The sequence below is a fragment of the Castellaniella sp. genome, assembly GCF_041675725.1.
Lineage (GTDB): Bacteria > Pseudomonadota > Gammaproteobacteria > Burkholderiales > Burkholderiaceae_B > Castellaniella.
Genome location: NZ_JBAYTI010000002.1, coordinates 52,947 through 72,513, shown reverse-complemented (window position 1 = coordinate 72,513; position 19,567 = coordinate 52,947). Strand labels below are relative to the sequence as shown.

Annotated in this window: 16 protein-coding genes; 3 read left to right on the top strand and 13 right to left on the bottom strand. The window is 63.7% G+C overall.

Annotated elements, in window-relative coordinates:
* Nucleotides 1-26 precede the first annotated feature (26 nt).
* The gene (locus WCZ84_RS00870) at nucleotides 27-2,132 is read left to right on the top strand and encodes a M3 family metallopeptidase (protein ID WP_372684361.1); all 2,106 of its coding nucleotides are present in this window, start codon (nucleotides 27-29) and stop codon (nucleotides 2,130-2,132) included.
* Here the strand turns inward: WCZ84_RS00870 and WCZ84_RS00865 are convergent.
* Both WCZ84_RS00865 and WCZ84_RS00860 read right to left on the bottom strand, forming a co-directional pair.
* The gene (locus tag WCZ84_RS00865) at nucleotides 2,129-3,526 is read right to left on the bottom strand and encodes a dihydrolipoyl dehydrogenase (protein ID WP_372684360.1); all 1,398 of its coding nucleotides are present in this window, start codon (nucleotides 3,524-3,526) and stop codon (nucleotides 2,129-2,131) included. The genes WCZ84_RS00870 and WCZ84_RS00865 overlap by 4 nt on opposite strands.
* Nucleotides 3,527-3,533: 7 nt before the next feature.
* Entirely contained in the window at nucleotides 3,534-3,734 is a 201-nt protein-coding gene (locus tag WCZ84_RS00860) for a heavy-metal-associated domain-containing protein (protein WP_372684359.1), read from the bottom strand.
* Between the two features lie 142 nt (nucleotides 3,735-3,876).
* Here WCZ84_RS00860 and WCZ84_RS00855 point away from each other — a divergent pair, with 142 nt between their 5' ends.
* Both WCZ84_RS00855 and cueR read left to right on the top strand, forming a co-directional pair.
* Nucleotides 3,877-6,150 carry a heavy metal translocating P-type ATPase gene (locus WCZ84_RS00855; RefSeq protein ID WP_372684358.1) on the top strand — a complete coding sequence of 758 codons (2,274 nt, stop codon included), beginning with the start codon at nucleotides 3,877-3,879 and terminating at the stop codon, nucleotides 6,148-6,150.
* Nucleotides 6,143-6,655 (top strand): Cu(I)-responsive transcriptional regulator, encoded by a 513-nt coding sequence (cueR, locus tag WCZ84_RS00850; RefSeq protein ID WP_372684357.1) that lies wholly within the window; start codon nucleotides 6,143-6,145, stop codon nucleotides 6,653-6,655. The genes WCZ84_RS00855 and cueR overlap by 8 nt, the downstream gene beginning before the upstream one ends.
* Here cueR and WCZ84_RS00845 read toward each other — a convergent pair.
* The 11 genes from WCZ84_RS00845 to WCZ84_RS00795 all read right to left on the bottom strand — a co-directional run bounded on the left by WCZ84_RS00845 (nucleotide 6,604) and on the right by WCZ84_RS00795 (nucleotide 19,486).
* Nucleotides 6,604-7,188: a nitroreductase gene (locus tag WCZ84_RS00845; RefSeq protein WP_372684356.1), complete on the bottom strand. Its 585-nt coding sequence runs from the start codon at nucleotides 7,186-7,188 to the stop codon at nucleotides 6,604-6,606. The two genes, cueR and WCZ84_RS00845, sit on opposite strands and share 52 nt — an antisense overlap.
* Nucleotides 7,189-7,204: 16 nt before the next feature.
* The gene (gene pdxJ, locus WCZ84_RS00840; RefSeq protein ID WP_372684376.1) at nucleotides 7,205-7,933 is read right to left on the bottom strand and encodes a pyridoxine 5'-phosphate synthase; all 729 of its coding nucleotides are present in this window, start codon (nucleotides 7,931-7,933) and stop codon (nucleotides 7,205-7,207) included.
* Entirely contained in the window at nucleotides 7,930-9,393 is a 1,464-nt protein-coding gene (locus WCZ84_RS00835) for an efflux transporter outer membrane subunit (protein ID WP_372684355.1), read from the bottom strand. The genes pdxJ and WCZ84_RS00835 overlap by 4 nt, the downstream gene beginning before the upstream one ends.
* The gene (locus tag WCZ84_RS00830) at nucleotides 9,390-12,557 is read right to left on the bottom strand and encodes a multidrug efflux RND transporter permease subunit (RefSeq protein WP_372684354.1); all 3,168 of its coding nucleotides are present in this window, start codon (nucleotides 12,555-12,557) and stop codon (nucleotides 9,390-9,392) included. The genes WCZ84_RS00835 and WCZ84_RS00830 overlap by 4 nt, the downstream gene beginning before the upstream one ends.
* 24 nt (nucleotides 12,558-12,581) lie before the next feature.
* Entirely contained in the window at nucleotides 12,582-13,742 is a 1,161-nt protein-coding gene (locus WCZ84_RS00825) for an efflux RND transporter periplasmic adaptor subunit (RefSeq protein WP_372684353.1), read from the bottom strand.
* Nucleotides 13,743-13,846: 104 nt separating this feature from the next.
* On the bottom strand, nucleotides 13,847-14,641 hold the full coding sequence (locus WCZ84_RS00820; protein ID WP_372684352.1) for an ABC transporter ATP-binding protein: 795 nt from the start codon (nucleotides 14,639-14,641) through the stop codon (nucleotides 13,847-13,849).
* Between the two features lie 3 nt (nucleotides 14,642-14,644).
* Nucleotides 14,645-15,532, bottom strand: coding sequence for an ABC transporter permease (locus WCZ84_RS00815; RefSeq protein ID WP_372684351.1), 888 nt, complete (start codon nucleotides 15,530-15,532; stop codon nucleotides 14,645-14,647).
* Complete coding sequence (locus WCZ84_RS00810) at nucleotides 15,532-16,500, bottom strand: ABC transporter substrate-binding protein (protein ID WP_372684350.1); 969 nt, start codon at nucleotides 16,498-16,500, stop codon at nucleotides 15,532-15,534. Before WCZ84_RS00810 ends, WCZ84_RS00815 begins: the two co-directional genes overlap by 1 nt.
* Nucleotides 16,497-17,216 carry a phosphoribosylanthranilate isomerase gene (locus tag WCZ84_RS00805; RefSeq protein ID WP_372684349.1) on the bottom strand — a complete coding sequence of 240 codons (720 nt, stop codon included), beginning with the start codon at nucleotides 17,214-17,216 and terminating at the stop codon, nucleotides 16,497-16,499. Before WCZ84_RS00805 ends, WCZ84_RS00810 begins: the two co-directional genes overlap by 4 nt.
* Nucleotides 17,213-18,877 carry a TRAP transporter large permease subunit gene (locus tag WCZ84_RS00800; RefSeq protein WP_372684348.1) on the bottom strand — a complete coding sequence of 555 codons (1,665 nt, stop codon included), beginning with the start codon at nucleotides 18,875-18,877 and terminating at the stop codon, nucleotides 17,213-17,215. Before WCZ84_RS00800 ends, WCZ84_RS00805 begins: the two co-directional genes overlap by 4 nt.
* A 3-nt stretch (nucleotides 18,878-18,880) precedes the next feature.
* On the bottom strand, nucleotides 18,881-19,486 hold the full coding sequence (locus WCZ84_RS00795) for a TRAP transporter small permease subunit (protein ID WP_372684347.1): 606 nt from the start codon (nucleotides 19,484-19,486) through the stop codon (nucleotides 18,881-18,883).
* Between the last annotated feature and the right edge of the window lie 81 nt (nucleotides 19,487-19,567).

Genomic DNA, 19,567 nt, shown 5'->3' with positions numbered 1-19,567 from the left:
GCGGTCTTCAGCCCCATGTGCATTCCATGAACAGCCTGTCTACCGATGCCGGCAACCCTTTGCTCGTCCCGGCCGAGTCCTTCATCGATTACGGCGCCATCCGCCCAGAGCACGTCGAACCCGCCATACGCGCACTGATCGGCCAATGCCGCGCGGTCATGGAGACCGTTGGCTCAGAGACCGCACCGGTGTCGTGGGCCAACTTCATCGAGCCCATGGAGGATGCCTCCGAGCGCCTGCACCGGGCCTGGTCCGTGGCCGGGCACCTGAACAGCGTAGTCAACACCCCCGAACTGCGCGACGCCTACAATCGCTGCCTGCCCCTCATGAGCGAATTCTCCACTTGGGTGGGGCTCAACCGGGCACTCTACGAGCGCTACCGCAATCTCGCAGAAAGTGCTGGCTACGCGCTTCTGTCGCCCACGCGCCAACGCATCGTGCAGCTGGCGCTGCGCGATTTTCGCCTGGCCGGTGTAGAGCTCGAAGGCCAGGCTCGCGAAGATTGGGCCCGAAACGCCGAACAGCAGGCCAGTCTGTCGCAGAAATTTTCTGAAAATGTACTCGATGCCACGGATGGCTGGTCGCTGTCGATCGAAGACGAGACACGCCTGCAGGGGCTGCCGGCCAATGTCATCGCGGCGGCCCGGGCTGCCGCCGAAGTCGCGGGGCAAACGGGCTACCGCCTCAGCCTGCATATGCCCTGCTACCTGCCGGTGATGCAGCACGCCCAAGATCGCGCCCTGCGCGAAACGCTCTACCACGCACACGCTACGCGGGCCTCCGACCAAGGCGATACGGCCTACGACAACTCCGATATCATCGAAGCATTGCTGCGCTTGCGGGCCGAGGAAGCGCATCTTCTGGGTTACGAACATTTCGCCGCCCTGCGCCTGGTAACCCGCATGGCGGACGATGCAGCGCAAGTCCTCGGGTTCTTGCGCGAACTGGCCGGCAAGGCGCGGCCGGCCGCCGAGCAGGACCTTCAAGCGCTGCGTTCGTTCGCTCACGAGCAGTTGGGCCTGGAAACCCTCGAAGCCTGGGACATCGCCTACGCCTCCGAACGCCTGCGCGAGCAGCGTCACAGCTATTCCGACGAAGAACTGCGCCCCTATTTCACCGAATCCCAAGTGCTGAAGGGGCTGTTCGAAGTCATTCACACCTTGTTCGGCGTGCGCCTGCAACCGTGCACGGCGGAAACCTGGCACCCGGATGCACGTATTTTCCAGGTGCTGGATGCTCAAGGGCGCGAAATGGGTCGCCTGGCTATCGACCTCTACGCCCGGACGGGCAAACAAGGCGGCGCCTGGGTCAACAGCGAGCGCAGCCGCCGGATGCGCAAGGGCCAGCTGCACATCCCGCTGGTCTGGCTGACCTGTAATTTCCCCGCGCCCGTGGGGGGGCAAGAAGCACTGCTCAGTCACGATGACGTCATTACCCTCTTTCACGAAAGCGGGCACGCCATGCACGCACTGCTGTCACGCGTGGACGAGCCAGCCGCAGCCGCGTTCGCTGCCGTCGAGTGGGATGCCATCGAATTGCCATCGCAGTTCATGGAGAACTTCTGCTGGGAATGGAACGTACTGCAATCGCTCACGCGCCACGTCGATACCGGCCAGCCCCTGCCGCGCGCACTGTATGAAAAAATGCACGCCGCGCGCAATTTTCAGAGCGGCCTGCAGACCTTGCGGCAGATCGAATTCGCCCTGTTCGACATGCAGATTCATCTGCAGTCGCAGGGGTTGGCAATCGCCGAGGTCATGCGCACGCTCGATCAGGTCCGCCAGGAGGTCGCCCTCATCGTGCCGCCCGTCTGGCATCGTTTCCCACACGCTTTCTCGCACCTGTTCGCGGGCGGTTATGGCGCCGGCTACTATAGCTATAAGTGGGCCGAGGTGCTGTCGGCGGATGCGTTTGCAGCGTTCGAAGAACAGGCGCGGCCCGAACCCGACGGCGGGCGCAACGTGTTCGACCCGGCGACGGCACAACGTTACCTGGATGAAATCATCGCCGTAGGCGGCTCAAGACCGGCGGCCGAGTCGTTCAGGGCGTTTCGTGGGCGGGGCCCCCAAATCGATGCGCTGCTGCGTCACGGCGGCCTCATTCGCGAAGACGGCGTACCGGCCACGCCCTAAGTACCCGAGCGCGCTGCGGACAAGGCACTGCGCAGCGCGGTGCGCACGCCTTCCTCGATCGTGGGGTGGTAAAACGGCAGCGCCAGCATGTCTGGCACAGAGAGCCGCATCTGCAGCGCCCACGCCAGCAGGTGGGCCACGTGCTCCGCGTCGGGCCCCACCATTTCCGCCCCCACGAAACGCTGGTCGTCGCGGCGCATATAGATGCGCAGCACGCCCTGATTGCGCAGCATCACCCTCGAGCGGCCCTGGCGGCTGTAATCTGCCTGGCCCGCCACCATCGTTTCCGGATCGAAGCCCTGCCCGCCAATGCCCACCCGCATGATCTGCGGATCGCTGAAAACCACCTCGAGCGGGGCGCGATGCGAACGCGCCGGCATGTCGGGCCAGGCCGCGGCGTTACGGCCGGCCTTTCTGCCGTCATGGGATGCTTCGTGCTGGATGGCATGCCGTCCAGTCACGTCGCCTGCCAGAAACACGGGGTGGCCAGGTATTTGCAGGGTGTCGGGGTCCAGTGCCGGACGGCCGTCCGCATCCAGGTCGATGCCGGCCCGCTCGAGCTGGAGCGCCGCCAGCGTATGGCGGCGCCCCGTGGCGATCAGCACGCGTTCGAACGTTTCGGTCACCTCGGGCCCCTGCCCGGTCGACCAGGTGACTTCCGCCTGCTGTCCGCGGCGGCGTGCCCGAATGACCCGAGCCGAACGCACCAGCCCGAGCGCCTCGGCAAGGCAGGCGACCGCGGTATCCCGCACCAGCCCATCATGGACGTGGGCAAAGTTCTCTGAGCGGGCCAAGGTGCGCACGCGCACGCCGAGGCGGGCCAGCGCCTGCCCCAATTCGATGCCGATGACGCCGGCCCCGACCACCAATAGGCTGCGCGGCAGATCCTGCCATTCGAATACGTCGTCATTGACGACGACCCGATCACCCAGGGGCTCGAACAGCGCTGGTATGGTGGGTTCGGTACCCGTTGCCACCACGACGCGCTGTGCGCGAATGATGCGGCCATCGTCCGCCTGCAGCACCCCGGGAGCGAGAAACCGGACCTTTGCGTCCAGCCGGTGCTCGGCTGGCATGGCTTGCACGTCCGCAAGAACGAACCCCACGAATCGGTCTCGTTCGAACCGCACCCGTTGCATCACCGCGACGCCATCGATGCGAACCCCGTCAACCCGAATGCCGAAACGATCTGCCTGCCCCACATCCGCGGCCGACTGCGCGGCAGCGATAAGCAACTTCGAGGGCATGCAACCCACCCGCGCGCACATGGTGCCATACGCGCCCGCCTCGATCAGCAGCGGACGCAGCCCCGCCTTGACCACTTCGCGGTAGGCGGGCAACCCGGCCGAACCAGCGCCCACGATCGCGACGTCACAGACCTGTTCCTTCGACATGCCGACCTCAGGCCGGTTGTACGTCGTAGCCCTCGGCCGCGATGGCGGCCTGCAGGCGCGCGGCATCCACAGGTGCCTCGATCGTGACCTGGTGCGCCGCCAGATCGGCCTGCACGACCGCATCGGCCGACACGGCCTGCACGGCTTTCGTGATGGTCTGTACACAGTGGTTGCAGGTCATGTCGCTGACTACGAATGTGGCTTTCATCAAACGGGTCTCCATAATGAAAATGAACCTGTCCATGATAAACCCTGACACGGTGGCAGACGCAAACACCCATCGGATGCTTGACCTTGACACGAGGTCAAGCTGTAAGCTGATCCTGATGAATGGATCAGGAACTCATGCCATGTCGAAACTTGCCTCTTCTGCCGCCACCATGGATTTCGAAGTGGACGGAATGACCTGCGCCTCGTGCGTACGCCGCGTCGAGACCGCGCTGAGTGCCGTCCAGGGGGTTGCTCTGGCGAACGTCAATCTGGCCACCCGGCGTGCTCACGTAGAACTGTCCGACGCGCACGTAGACGCGCGCGCCCTGCTGGAAGCCATCGGCAAACGTGGCTACGAAGCCCGGTTGCTGACCCAGGCCCCTGATACCCCGGCCCCATCCGGCGACGATGAAGCCACACTTGCGGGCAGGCGCTTTGCTTGGGCGCTGCTGCTGACATTGCCGGTCTTCGTGGTCGAAATGGGCAGCCATCTGATTCCCGCCTTGCATCATCTGGTGGTCGACACGCTGGATTTCCAGTCCCTGGCCTGGTTCGAATTCGTGCTCGTGACGGCCGTACTGGCGGGGCCTGGACGCGAATTCTTCACACGGGGCTTCAAGGCACTGTGGCACCTGGGCCCGGACATGAACACCCTGGTCGCATTGGGGGCCGGAAGCGCGTGGCTCTATTCCACGCTGGTCACCTGGGCACCCGGTCTCCTGCCGCCCGACTCGCGCCATCTGTACTTCGAAGCGGCAGCGGTCGTGGCCACGCTGATACTGCTTGGGCGTTGGCTCGAGGCCCGGGCACGGGGCCGCGCCGGCTCGGCCATCCGCCACCTGATCGGGTTGCAGCCACGCACGGCCTGGGTACGGCGAGATGGCACCTGGCAGGAGCGCCCTCTGGCCGATCTGGTGCCAGGCGACGAAGTCCGTGTGCGGCCAGGCGAAAAAATCCCGGTCGATGGCACGGTCATCGAGGGCGAGTCCTGGGTGGACGAGTCGATGATCACCGGAGAACCTATTCCGGTGGCCCGTCGGATGGACGACCGTCTGATCGGCGGTACCCTCAACACCCAGGGCAGCCTGGTACTGCGCACCACGCAAGTGGGGGCTGATACGGTGCTGGCCCACATCATTCGCCTGGTCGAGCAGGCCCAGGGCTCCAAACTCCCTATCCAGGGCCTGGTCGACCGCGTGACCGCCTGGTTCGTACCGGTGGTCATGGCACTGGCCGTGCTCGCATTTGCCGCCTGGTGGGCCTGGGGCCCAGACCCCGCCCTGACTCACGCCCTGATCGCCGGCGTCGCCGTACTCATCATCGCCTGCCCGTGCGCCATGGGGCTGGCCACGCCGATTTCCATCATGGTGGCGACCGGTCGGGCCGCCGGGCTGGGCATCATATTCCGTCATGGCGACGCCTTGCAGCGCTTGCGTCAAGTGCGTGTCGTGGCATTCGACAAGACGGGGACCCTCACTGAAGGCCGCCCTTCGCTCACCGACATTCAACCCACCGATGGCTCGGATCCGGCCTCTCTGCTGCGCGCCGTCGCTGCAGTTCAGAACGCTTCCGAGCATCCCATTGCCAAAGCCATTCTCGAAGCCTACGGTCAGACGTCCGACACGCTGCCGGCCGTGACGGATTTTCAAGCGCTGACGGGGGCTGGCGTGCGCGGCCGAGTCGAAGGAAAAGACTACTTGCTGGGGTCGGCCAGCCTGATGCAGACGCATGGCGTCGCGGTCGCCGACGGCATCACGCGGCAAGTGGAGGCGTGGGCAGCCCAGGGCAAGACCGTGTTTCTGGTGGCCCGCGATACGCACCTGGTCGGCATTCTGGCCGTGGCCGACACCCTGCGCGAGAGTGCCCGGCCGGCCCTGGCCGCCTTGCACGCGATGGGTCTGAAAACGGCACTGATCACAGGGGATCACGAGGCCGCCGCTCGACACGTGGCGCAGCGACTGGGCATCGACATCGTGCACGCACAGACCCTGCCCAAGCACAAGGCCAACCTGCTGCAGGGTCTGCAGAAAACGGTCGGCCCATTGGCATTCGTCGGCGACGGCATCAACGACGCGCCCGCCCTGGCGACGGCCGACGTGGGCATTGCCATCGGCCAGGGGACCGATGTCGCCATCGAGTCGGCCGAAGTGATCCTCATGAACGAAGACCTGGGCTCGGTCGCGCGCGCCCTGGTGCTGTCGCGCCTGAGCATGCGCAATATCGCGCAGAATCTGTTCTGGGCCTTTGCCTACAACGCCGCACTGATCCCGCTCGCAGCCGGTGTGTTCTATCCCTGGTTCGGCTGGCAGCTTTCACCCATGCTGGGTGCAGCAGCCATGGCCTTGTCGAGCGTATTCGTGGTGGTCAACGCATTGCGCCTGAAATGGCTGCCCCTGGAGGTGTCCCATGTCTGAACCCACACACCAGCCGCCGCTGGAGCGTTCGGCCGGCCACGGGCCATGGTCGATCGGCGAAGCGGCCAAACGCACAGGCCTCAGCCCGAAAATGATCCGGTACTACGAACAGTATGGGCTGTTCAGCCCGCAGGGGCGCTCGGAGGCAGGTTATCGTCAATATGGCCCCAATGACCTGCATGCCCTGATCTTCATACGCAGTGCACGCGAATTGGGTTTCTCGCTGAAACAGATCAGGGCGCTGACGGATCTTTGGCACGACCAGCAACGCGCCAGCGCTGAAGTCAAGCGCCTGGCCCTGGCGCACATCGAGGCGCTGGAACACAAGGCTGCGATGCTGCAGAGCATGGCCGCCTCATTGCGCAACCTGGCCCAGCGCTGCCATGGTGATGCGCGCCCCGAGTGTCCGATACTGGAAGGGCTTCAAGAGGGCCAGGCCGTCTGCGGCGAGGCTCAGGCAGAGATTTCAGCGTCGAACTGCCACTCGGACACGAAGTCGCTGTAATCCGGCCGCGCAACCGGTTCGGGCTGCTGAATGGGGGTCCCCAGGGCCAAGTAGCCCATGAAGCGTTCATCCAGCGCATCGAACCCAAGGGCCTCGGCAACCCCGTCGAGATACGTGCCCATGCCCGTGCTCCAGAAGCCCGCCAGCCCCAGGGCATGGGTGGCATTGAGCATGTTCATGACCGCGGTACCCACGGACAGAAGGCTTTCTTGCTCGCGGATCCGGCCAGTGGGATCCGGCCGGCAACCGATGGCGATCACCAGCGGCACCTTGGACAGCCACGTGCGCCATTTCTGGATCTTGAAGTCGGGCATGGGTTTACCCGCCGCCAGGCCGGCACGGATCGCCAGATCGACCAGAGCCGGTACGTGTTCCTGGCGTATCAGCCTGAAACGCCAGGGCCGTATGGCGCCGTGATCCGGTGCCCGCATGGCGGCCTGCAGGATCAGGTCGAGCTGTTCTGCGGTGGGTCCTGGCGCCTGTACGAACTTGACGGATTGGCGGCTGAGCAAGGCGTCCAGTATTGGATTCATGGATACATCTCCCGCATCAGGCGGACTTCGCCTGGATCATAAGCGCCTTCATGCGCCGTATGGCGGGTCCCCAGCCATCGAACACGGCCTGCGCGACGATGGCATGGCCAATGTTCAGTTCGGCGATGCCGGGCAAGGCTGCGACCGCTTGCACGTTGTCGTAGTGCAGGCCATGCCCCGCGTTGACCCTGAGGCCTTCGCCCACGGCCACGGCAATCGCTTGGCGCAAGCGCTCGAGCTCGGCGGCGCGCGCCGGTGAATCCGGCGCATCGGCATAGGCGCCCGTATGCAACTCGATGATATGGGCCCCGCATCGGACGGCGGCCTGGATCTGGCTGGCTTCGGGGTCGATGAACAGAGACACCCGGATGCCGGCTTCGTGCAGGCGCCGCACGGCGGATTCGACCTCGGCTGTGCGTGACACGACATCCAGCCCGCCTTCGGTGGTGAGTTCGAGCCGGTGTTCGGGCACCAGGCAGACATCCTGGGGTTGGACGTCGCACGCGATGGCCAGCATCTCGGGCGTGATGGCACATTCGAGGTTCATGCGCGTGCGCAAGACGGCACGAATCGCATACACGTCGGCATCCTGGATATGCCGGCGGTCTTCGCGCAAATGCAGCGTGATGAGATCGGCCCCTGCCTCTTCTGCGCGCAAGGCGGCCTGCAGGGGATCTGGATAGGACACCAGGCGCTGCTGACGCAAGGTGGCGACGTGATCGATATTGACGCCCAATTCCATCAGGACTCCTTGGGTGGGTTGGATGCCTGGTCTGCCGGGCCTTCGGCCGCGAGATCCTGTGCGGACCACCCGCCGCCCAGTGCCTTGTACAAGGCCACCCGGTTGAACAGCGCCGCGGTGCCCAGGGCAATAAATTGCTGCTGAACCCCATACAGGCCGATTTGTGCCGTTTGTACCTGCAGGAAGCTGTCCACGCCGGTTTCATAACGGATTTCGGAAAGGTTCAGGGCTTTCAGGGCGGACGCCTCGGACGCCCGCAAGGCATCGAGCTGACGCCCATAGGTGGCCTCGCCGGCGAGGCCGTCGGCCACTTCGCGGAAGGCGGTTTGTATCGTCTTCTCGTAGTTGGCGACCGCGACGTGCTCGCGCGCCTTGGCGAGGTCCAGGCCGCCGCGAATCCCCCCGGAGAACAGCGGCAGGCTGATCTGAGGTGAAAATTGCCAATATTTGTGGCTGCTGCCCAGGAGCGCGCTGAGTTCAGGGCTGGCAAACCCCAGCAGCCCGGTCAGCGAGATGTTTGGGAAGAACGCCGCGCGCGCCGCGCCGATCTGGGCATTGGCCGCTTTGAGGTCATGCTCGGCGCCGATGATGTCGGGACGGCGCTCCAGCAGTTGCGAAGGCAAGCCGGCCGGAATGCGTTCGAGCAGTTGGTCGCGCCCATAGACCAGCGGTTCGGGCAGGTCTTCTGGAACGGGCTTGCCCAGGATCAGCTGCAGCGCATTATTGGCCAGTGCGATGTTGCGTTCCGCAGCGACCAGGTCGGCCATGACGGTGTCGCGCTGTAATTGGGCCTGCGCGAGATCGAGATCCGAGGCGACCCCGACGTCGAACCGGGCCTGGACCAAGTCGAGCGTGCCCTGTCGCGCCTTCAGGGTCTGTTCGGTGAGGGCCTGCATGGCCAGGCCTGATCGCAGCGTGAAATACGCCTCGGCCATTTGCGCGATGAGAGCCAGTTGTACGGTGCGCCGGGCTTCTTCGGTAGACAGGTACTGCTGGTAGGCCGCTTCGCTGAGATTGCGCACCCGGCCGAAGAAATCCAATTCAAAGGCCGGAATCCCGATGCCCGCAGAGTAGCTGCGGCTGACCGATTTGGCATCGGCCCCCCCGGCGCGCATGTCGGCCGGCGAGCGAGTGATCTGGCCGGACCCTTGTGCGCCGATGGTGGGCAGGCGTGCACTATCGGCAATGCCGAACTGGGCGCGGGCTTCTTCGACCCGCCCGATGGCCACGCGCAGGTCGCGGTTGTTTTCGAGGGCGAGCTCGATCAGGGCCTGCAACCGCGGATCGAGGAAGAAGTCTTGCCAGGCAGGCAGGTCGGTGGCGCTGGCCTGCCCAGCACCACCGCCGGGAAAGTGCCCAGGAACGGGTGCCTCGGGTCGTTCATAGACAGGTGCCAGGGAGCAGGCGGCCAGGGCCAGGCTCAGCCCCAGCACGCATACCGGCCGCAAGCCAAAAGCAGTCATGAGGAGTCTCCGGAATGCCCGCTGTCGGCCACCGAGATATGGGGTGGCGCGTGACCCAGCAGTTTGGGTTTGGTCTTGAACAATTTCAATATCACCACAAAGAATGTGGGCACGAACAGCACGGCCAGCGGCGTGGCGGCCAGCATGCCGCCCAGCACGCCCAGGCCCACCGCATTCTGGCTGGCCGCACCCGCCCCGGTCGCCAGCACCAGGGGCAGCACCCCCAGAATGAACGCAAAGGACGTCATGAGGATCGGCCTGAACCGCAGGCGGGACGCTTCCACCGCAGAATCGATCAGACTGGCACCACTGGCATACATATCTTTGGCAAATTCGACGATCAGGATGGCATTCTTGGCGGACAGGCCGATGACCGTAACCATCCCGACCTGAAAATACACGTCGTTCGATTTCCCCATGAGCGCGCTGAGCAGAACGGCACCCAGCATACCCAGCGGCACGGCCAGCATGACGGACAACGGAATGGCCCAGCTTTCGTACAGCGCCGCCAGCACCATGAACACCACCAGCACCGACAGGCCCAACAGGATGGCCGATTGATTTCCTGCCTCGATTTCCTGGAATGAAAGGCCTGTCCATTCGTAGCCCAGCCCCGGGGACAGCTCGGTAATGAGGCGTTCCATTTCGGCCATGGCCTGCCCCGATGAATAGCCCGGTGCCGCAGAACCGCCAATGCGAACGGATTCGTAGCCATTGTAACGCACCACCTGGACCGGGCCTTGTGTCCATTCGAGCGTGACGAATGACGACAGGGGCACCATTTCACCTTGCCCGTTGCGTGCATTGAGCTGCAGGATGTCGTCTGGGTGCATGCGGGCCGCCGGTTCGGCCTGCACCCAGACATTCTGCACCCAGCCCTGGTTCGTGAACTTGGTGATGTAGGAAGAGCCGATGGCCGTCGCCACCAATTGGGCCACCTCGGCGAAATCGACCCCCATGGCGGCGACCTTGTTGCGGTCGATCTGCACCCGCAACTGGGGCCCAGGCCCCAGGCCCGTGATGCGGGTCTGGGTCAGGATGGGGCTTTGCGAAGCGAGCATCAACAACTGCTGGGCAGCCGCCTGGAGGGTGTCCTGGCCCACACCGCTGCGATCTTCGAGACGCAGATCGAAGCCTGATGCATTGCCCAGGGAAGAAATGGCCGGCGGGATGATCGAGACGACCATGGCATCCGGCAGGCCGAACATCAGCTTGCCCATGGCCTCCGCGGAAATGGTCTGGGCGGAATTGACGGGCCCCTTGCGGTCTTCGAACGGTTTGAGCGGCACGAATGCGATCGCCGCGTTCAGGCCATTGCCGTTGAAGCTGAAACCTTGCACGGTGATGATGTTCTCGACTTGCGGCAGGTGCATGAAATACTGCTCGACCTGCTCGATGATGCCGATGGTGCGGTTGGAGGTCGCCCCCGATGGCAGCTCGATGTTGGCGATCACATAGCCCTGGTCTTCCTCGGGCAGGAACGAGGTCGGCAGGCGCATGTACATCCAGCCCAGCACCCCGACCAGGATGACGAACAGCAGCATCATGCGCAGGCCGCGCGTCAGGCTGCGCGCCACCCACCGCGTGTAGCCGTGGGTGACCCGTTCGAACGAACGGTTGAACCAGCCAAATACCCCGCCCTTGCTGGCGTGCGCGCCCTTTGGAATGGGCTTGAGGATGGTCGCGCACAGGGCCGGTGTGAAGCTGAGCGCGAGGAATGCGGAAAACAGGATGGATACGGCCATCGCCACCGAAAACTGGCGATAGATGATGCCCACGGAGCCCGACATGAATGCCAGGGGCAGGAATACCGTGGTCAGGACCAGCGTGATGCCGACGATGGCGCCGCTGATCTGTGGCATGGCCTTTTTGGTGGCCTCTTTGGGGGGCAGGCCTTCCTCGACCATGATCCGCTCGACGTTCTCGACCACGACGATGGCGTCATCGACCAGGATCCCGATCGCCAGTACCATGGCGAACATGGTCAGTACGTTGATCGTGAACCCCAACGCCAGCATGACGGCAAAAGCCCCCAGTATCGCCACTGGCACCACCAGGGCCGGGATCAGGGTATAGCGAACGTTCTGCAAGAATATGAACATGACCACGAACACCAGCACCATCGCCTCGAACAAGGTGTGCACCACCTGTTCGATCGACGTCTCGACATAGGGCGAGGTGTCGTACGGAATCGCGTACTCGATGTTGTCTGGAAAGAAGGCAGCCAGTTCTTTCATTTTGGCTTTGGACAACTGCGCGGTTTCCAGGGCGTTTGCGGTCGGTGTCAGCGACAGCGCAAAAGCCGCGGTGGGCTTGCCATTGAGCCGCGAGCCGAACTGGTAATTGTCCGAACCCAATTCGACCCGGGCCACGTCGTGGATGCGAACGGAGGACCCGTCCATGTTGGCCCGCAGAATGATGTTGCCGAATTCCTCTGGGGAGTCGAGCTCGCCCTGGACCAGCAGGGGGATGGACACCTGCTGCGAGCTGGGGTTGGGTGGCGACCCAAGCGCCCCGCCCGATATCACCATATTCTGACGCGTGATGGCCTGGTTGATGTCCCCCATGCTGAGGTTGTAGCCAACCAGTTTCTGTGGATCGACCCAGACCCGCATGGCCCGGCTGGAGGCAAAGAGCTGGAATTTCCCCACCCCCTTGATGCGCGACATGGGGTTCTGGATGTTGCGGGTGATGTAGTCGGCGAGTTCATCCTGCCCCAGAGAGCCGTCGGTGGATGACACCGTGACCACCATGAGGAAGCCGGAGTTGGACTGACTGACCTTCAGGCCCTGCTGCATCACGGCCGACGGCAACCGGGCGGACGCGTTGGACAGGCGATTTTGCACGTCGACCTGGGCCATGTCGGGATCGGTGCCCGATTCGAAGGTCACCGTGATCTGTGCCTGGCCATTGCTGTCGCTGACGGACTCGTAGTACAGCAAGCCCTGTGCGCCGTTGAGTTCGTTTTCGATGATGCTCGAAACGCTGGTGGAGACTTCGGTGGCCGACGCCCCAGGATAGGTGGCATTGATATTGACCGTCGGCGGGGCGACCTCTGGGTACTGCGACACGGGCATGTTGGGAATCGCCAACAAGCCGGCCAGGGCAATACCCAAGGCCACTACCCAGGCAAAAATCGGTCTGTCGATGAAAAACTGAGGCATGAATGCTCGCGATAAAGGACGCCGTCAGCCGGCTGGCTGGCTGGTCGCGTCGTTTTGACCCGAGCCGGCTGCCGGATCCTTCCAGGGCGTGGGCTGCACGGGCGCCCCGGGTCGGATCTTCTGAAAACCCGCCACGACGAGCTGATCGCCCGCTTTCAACCCTTTGTATACGACGTAGCCGCCCCCCGAGCGAGGGCCCAGCTGGACGGGCACATAGGCCGCCTTGTCATCTTGCACCAGCACCACCGTACTGTTGCCATCTGGAGTGCGCAAGATGGCTTGCTGAGGGACCACCAATGCCTGGTCATCCGAGCCCTGATCCAGCAACACGCGGACGTAGAGCCCAGGCAGGAGCGTTTCTTCGGGATTGGGGAACAGGGCCCTGAGGTTGACCTGACCGGTACCCGGATCCACGGCAATCCCGGAAAAAAGCAGCGTGCCCGCGTGCTCGTAGGGCTGGCCATCGCCCAGCAGGATCGTCACGCGGGAATTGCCCTGCGAATCGGGGCGAATCTCGCCACGGGCGATCTGGTTGCGCAAGGTGGCGAGTTCGGACACCGGCTGGGTGATGTCGACGTAGACCTCGTTGAAGCGGTGCACGACCGCGAGAGTCGTGGCCGAAGAGGCACTGACCAGGGCCCCGACGGTGACCTGGGCTTTGCCGATGCGACCGTCGATGGGCGAGGTCACCTGGGTATACCCCAGGTCGATTTCGGCCGCATCGAGGGCGGCCTGCGCGGCGGCCACCGCGGCCGAGGCCTGGCGGGCCTGGGCCTGGGCATTGTCGAAATCCTGCTGGCTGATGGCATGGTTTTTGATCAGCTTGGCATAGCGCTGTTCGAGCAGGCGCGCAGAGAGGTCCGCAGCCTGGGCGTTCTGGAGCTGTGCTGCGGCCTGGTCGCGAGCCGCCTGGTACGGCGCCGGGTCAATCACGAACAGCAGCTGACCCGCCTTGACCACGCTGCCCTGGTCGAAATTGATGGACTTCACGATGCCCGTGACGCGCGCCCGGATCTCGGCGTCTTCGATGGCCAGGACACGCCCTGGGAGATCGGTCGTGATCTGCGTGGCCTGGGGTTGCAGCTCGATCACGCTCACGGGGATCTTCATGCCGGCGGGTGCCTGGGGCGCCTCGCGGCCACAGGCGGACAGGCCTAGCAACACCACCAGAATCAGAAGGCGCATGCTGCGACCTGACCATCGACTGCTGAGGATCATGCAAAAGACTCCGAAAAACGGCGACGAAAGGCCAAGTATAAAGGGAAACCTCGGGACCCCATGGGAAGCGCTCAGTCGAGCAGAAGGCTGTCATCGGCCAGGACCTCGCCACGCACCTGTTCGAACATCTGGAGCAGGTCAGGAACATCGAGCCCCTGACGCGACGCGCCGGACACATCCAGAACCACCTTGCCGTGATGCAGCATGACCGTCCGATCGCCGACGTCGAGCGCCTGGCGCATGCTGTGCGTCACCATCATGGTGGTCAGGCCCTGTTCGGCCACGATGCGCGAAGTGAGCTCGAGCACGAAGCGCGCGGTACGCGGGTCCAGCGCAGCGGTGTGTTCATCCAGCAGCAGGATGCGTGACGGCCGCAGGGCCGCCATCAGCAAGCTGACGGCCTGGCGTTGCCCGCCGGAGAGCAGGCCGATGCGGTCGGTCAGCCGGTTTTCGAGGCCCAACCCCAGCATGGCGAGCCGCTCGCGAAACAGGACGCGCATCTCTTCGCGTACGGCGCGTCGCAGGCTCCGAAACTGGCCGCGCCCCAGGGCCAGCGACATGTTTTCCTCGATGCTGAGATTCTCGCACGTGCCCGCCATGGGATCCTGGAAGACCCGTGCGACCTTGTGCGCCCTGTCCCAGACCGCCAGACGGGTGACGTCTTCGCCGTCGATCAGGATGCGCCCCGAATCCACGGCCTGCTCGCCGGAGATCGCGTTCAGGAAGGTCGACTTGCCGGCCCCATTGGAGCCAATGACCGTGACGAACTGGCCCGTCGGGATGTCGAGCGACATGCCGCGCAGCGCCTGGGTTTCGATCGGCGTGCCAGGGTTGAATGTCAGGTGCAGATCTTGTGCGCTCAGCATGCATCAGGCCCTTTTCTTCTGCAGCCGCTGCTTGACCAGCGGAATGACCAGCGCCACGGTGACCAGGACCGCCGTGATGAGATTCAGATCCTGCGCTTTCAGGCCGATGAAGTCCGCATTCAGCGCGAGTGCGACGAAAAAGCGATACAGCACGGCGCCGAGCACGACCGCCAGCGTGATGACCACGAGCCTGCGCGAAGGCAGAATGGATTCGCCAATGATGACCGCGGCCAGCCCGATCACGATGGTACCGATTCCCATGGAAATGTCCGCGCCGCCCTGCGACTGGGCAAAAAAGGCACCCGCGAGCCCGCACAGGGCATTGGAGATCGCCATCCCCAACAGGACCATGCGCCCCGTGTGGATGCCCTGCGCGCGCGCCATGCGCGGATTGGAGCCCGTCGAGCGCATGGCCAGCCCGATCTGGGTGGCGAAGAACCAGTCCAGCAACCACTTGGCTGCCAGTACGATGAGCAACAGGATCAGTGGCCGCGCCACATAGTCTTCCAGGCCGGCCGGCTGCAGCACGGTAAAGACCGTGGGCTCCATGATCAGCGGAATGTTGGGCGCATCCATGACCCGCAGATTGATCGAATACAAAGCGATCATGACCAGGATGCTGGCCAGCAAGTCCATGATCTTCAGGCTGACGTTCAGCCAGCCCGTGACCACGCCGGCAAAACCCGCAGCCAATGCGGCGGCTCCGGTGGCCAGGAAAGGGTCGCTGCCATGGTGGATCAGGATGGCCGCTGTGGCACCGCCCAGTGGGAAACTGCCGTCGACCGTGAGGTCGGGAAAGTTGAGGATTCGAAATGAAATCAGGACGCCCAGGGCGACCAGGCTGAAAATCAACCCGATCTCCAGGGCGCCCCACATCGAATAGACGGACATTACTGGATAACCTGCGCCGCCGTCTTGATCAGGTCTTCAGACAGGGTGACCCCCTGTTTTTCGGCGGCCGCCGGGTTGACGAACAACTCGACCCTGGAGCTGGTTTCCGATGCCATGTCGCCCGGCTTCTCGCCCTTCAGGATGCGCACCACCAACTGGCCGGTCTGCAGCCCCAGATCGTGGTAGTTGACCCCCAGCGCAGCGATGGCGCCGCGCTTGACGCTGTCGGTGTCCGACGCGATCAGGGGAATCTTGGCGGAATCGGCCACCTTCACCAGGGACTCGAACGCCGACACCACGTTGTTGTCGGTGCTGGTGTAGATCGCGTCGACCTTGCCGACCAGGCTGCGCGCCGCCGCGCCCACGTCGACGGTACGCGCCGCTGAGGCCTCGACCAGGGTCATGCCCGACTGCGGCAGGAGCTCGCGCATCTGCTTGACCACCACCACCGAATTGGCCTCGCCCGGGTTGTAGACCATCCCGACTTTCTTGGCGTCGGGCACGATCTGGCGAATCAGTTCGACCTGTTTTTCGAGGGCCAGGGCATCGGATACCCCGGTGACGTTCGTGCCGGACGCCTCCCAGGATGGAACCAGCTGTGCGGCCACCGGATCCGTCACGGCGGAATACACCACCGGGATGGACTTGGTGGCAGCCACCACCGCCTGGGCCGATGGCGTGGCAATGGCGACGATCACATCCGGATGGTCGCCCACGAATTTGCGCGCAATCTGGGCCGCGATGGCCGTGTTGCCCTGCGCGGTCTGATATTGCCATTTCAGACCCTTGGCCTCGGTGTAACCCGCCTCTTTGAGCGCCTGATGGACGCCTTCTTTGACGGAATCGAGCGCAGGGTGCTCGACGATGGAGGTGACGGCCACCGATTGGGCCTGTGCACTGGCTGCCAGCATCAGGCTGGCCAGCGCCGAAGCAGTAGCCAGTTGGCGAAGGACGGAGGACAGATTCATGAGGAGCTCCTGGAAGATTGCAGGGTATGGTCCCTGACGGTGCGAGATCTGGATACGCGGGATTGTAGATCGGCTTGCATGACCGCCTGCACGAACTGGTGGATCTTGTGTTCGTCTTTGATGCCGGGGGCGGACTCGACCCCGCTGCTGACGTCGACCGCATAGGGCGCACAGGCCGCCAGGCCCGCAGCCACGTTATCTGGTGTAAGCCCCCCTGAAAGCACGATGGCGCGCGCCCCTGGCGCGCTGGGCACGGCGCTCAGCAGGGCCAGGTCGAACTTCAGGCCGCTGCCGCCATAGGCCGGGCTGTAGCTGTCGAACAGCCAGGCCGAGGCAGAGGCATAACGCGAGCAGGTGCGCGCGAGCGCCGCCGCGTCATGCTGGCCGGGCGCCCCCACCCGGAAAGCCTTGATGTAGGGCATGCCGAACGAGGTACAGAATGTCTCGGGTTCTTCACCATGAAACTGCAGGATGTCGGGCCGCACGGTGGCGATGACCTGTTGTACATCCGCCGCCCGTGCATTGGCAAACAGCGCGACCGTACTCACGAACGCAGGGACCTGTGCCCGCAGCCGCGCGGCAGCGCGCGGCTGTAGATAGCGCGGGCTGGCAGGATGGAACACCAGGCCGATGGCATCCACGCCGCAATGAATGGCTGCCTGGAGATCGGCGTCGCGGGTCAGGCCACAGATCTTGATGCGCGTACGGCCGGTCATTGGAATGCGCCCCCCGGATCGTCGTCGAAATCGTCCAGCCCGTAGGTGCTGTCCTGGCCGAAGGTCACTGTCGCCGGATCGATGACCGGGGCATCCCCTTTGTAGTGCGTGACCATGCCCGGGAACGCCAATACGGCCGCCACCATCAGGATCTGGATGATGATGAACGGAATCGAACCCATGTAGATCTGTCCCGTGGTCACTTTGGCGATCAACTGGCCCGTGACCCGGTCGTGATAGTCTTCCTTGGGTGCCACGGAGCGCAAATAAAACAAGGCAAATCCGAACGGGGGGTGCACGAACGAAGTCTGCATGTTCACGGCCAGCAATACGCCGAACCAGATCAGGTCGATCCCCATTTTTTCGGCCACCGGCCCCAGCAAGGGCACGATGATGAAGGCCAGTTCGAAGAAATCCAGGAAAAAGGCCAGGAAGAAGGTCATCACGCTGACCACGACCAGAAAGCCCAGCTCGCCCCCGGGCACGTGCAGCAGCAGTTGCTCGACCCACAAGTCACCGTTGATGCCCCGGAAGCTGAGGCTGAAAATAGTCGAACCGACCAGAATGAACACCACGAAGCACGACAGCCGGGCCGTGCTTTCCATCGCCTGGCGCAATTGCCGCATGGAAAAGCGCCCGCGCGAAATGGCCATGACCAAAGCACCGACGGCACCCATGGCGCCGCCTTCGGTCGGTGTGGCCAAGCCGATGAAAATCGTACCCAACACCAGAAAAATCAGCGCCAGCGGTGGAATCATCACGAAGACGACCCGCTCGGCCAGCGCCGACAGCAACCCCAGCCGCAGCCATCGGTTGCCAAGCGCCATGGCCAAAGCCGCGCAGCCCCAGATCAGGAGAATGATGACCACCCGTTCATCGACTGGGATGTCTTCATGCGTGCTGAAATAATAATTGGACCCCCAGTAGGCGGCGGCCGCGGCGATCAGCGTCAGGACCAGCAGTGAACGCAAGCCCCGGTGGCCGCGTTCGTCCACGAAACCACGGGCTTCCATGGGCAGAGCCGGGACATGCGAGGGACGTACGATGGCCACCAGCAGCACGTATGCCATATAGGCGCCAGCCAGTATCAGGCCGGGCATCATGGCGCCCCGATACATGTCGCCGATCGAACGCCCCAGTTGATCCGCCAGAATGATGAGTACCAGCGACGGCGGTATGATTTGCGACAAGGTTCCGGAGGCAGCGATCACGCCTGAAGCCAGGCGGCGATCATAGCCATAACGCAGCATGATCGGCAGGGAAATCAGCCCCATGGAAATCACCGAAGCCGACACGACCCCCGTCGTCGCGGCCAGCAGGGCACCCACGAAAACCACGGCGATGGCCAACCCGCCTCTCAGGGGGCCGAACAGCTGGCCCACGGTATCCAGCAGGTCTTCGGCCATGCCTGAACGCTCGAGGATCAGGCCCATGAAGGTGAAGAACGGCACGGCAAGCAAGGTGTCGTTGCCCACAATACCGAAAATACGCTGCGGCAAGGCCTGAAACAGCAGGGGGCTCATGAGGTCCAGGTCGATGGCGATCAGCCCATAGAGCACGCCTGTGGCGGCCAGCGAAAAGGCGACCGGGAATCCCAGCAGCAGGAACACGATCAGGTTGAGGAACATGATCGGGGCCAGATTGCCGACGATGAATTCCATGGCTCAGTGCCCTTGACCGTGGGTGGCGCGCTGCTGTTGGGCCAGTAAATCTTCGACCAATGCTTCCTCGTCGGTTTTGCGGTCGGATATTTTCATGGGATTGGGGCACTGCCCGCGCAGGAAGCCGACGCACTTGATGAGATGCGACAGGCCCGCCAGGATGAGCAGGAAGAACCCGACGGGTATCAGCAGCTTGGCAGGCCAGCGAATCAGGCCGGCCGTATTTGAAGAAAGCTCCTGCAACTCGAAAGACAGCCAGAAATAGGGGATGGACAGCCAAAAGACCAGGCTGGCGGCGGGCAGCAAAAAGAATACGACACCGAAGATCTCGATGCCGACCTGTGTTCGTTCCGACAATTTCTGAGACAGCACGTCGACCCGCACGTGTTCATTGCGCAGGAACGTGTACCCTGCGGCCAGCAGGAAAATGGCACCGAACAGATACCACTGCAGCTCGAGCCAGGCATTGGAGCTCAGGCTCAGGAACTTGCGAAACACCGCATTGCCGGCGCTGACCAGCACTACCACCAGAACCAGCCAGGTCACGGCCCGCCCCACCAGCGTATTGAGTGCATCCACCCAGCGGGACCACAGGAGTAGGAGTTTCATGTTGTTTCCGGCGAAACGGCCAGGCGCTTTTGGCACCCTGTTCGAATAAACCGCTCAATTCTATACGAAGCGGTCGTGAGC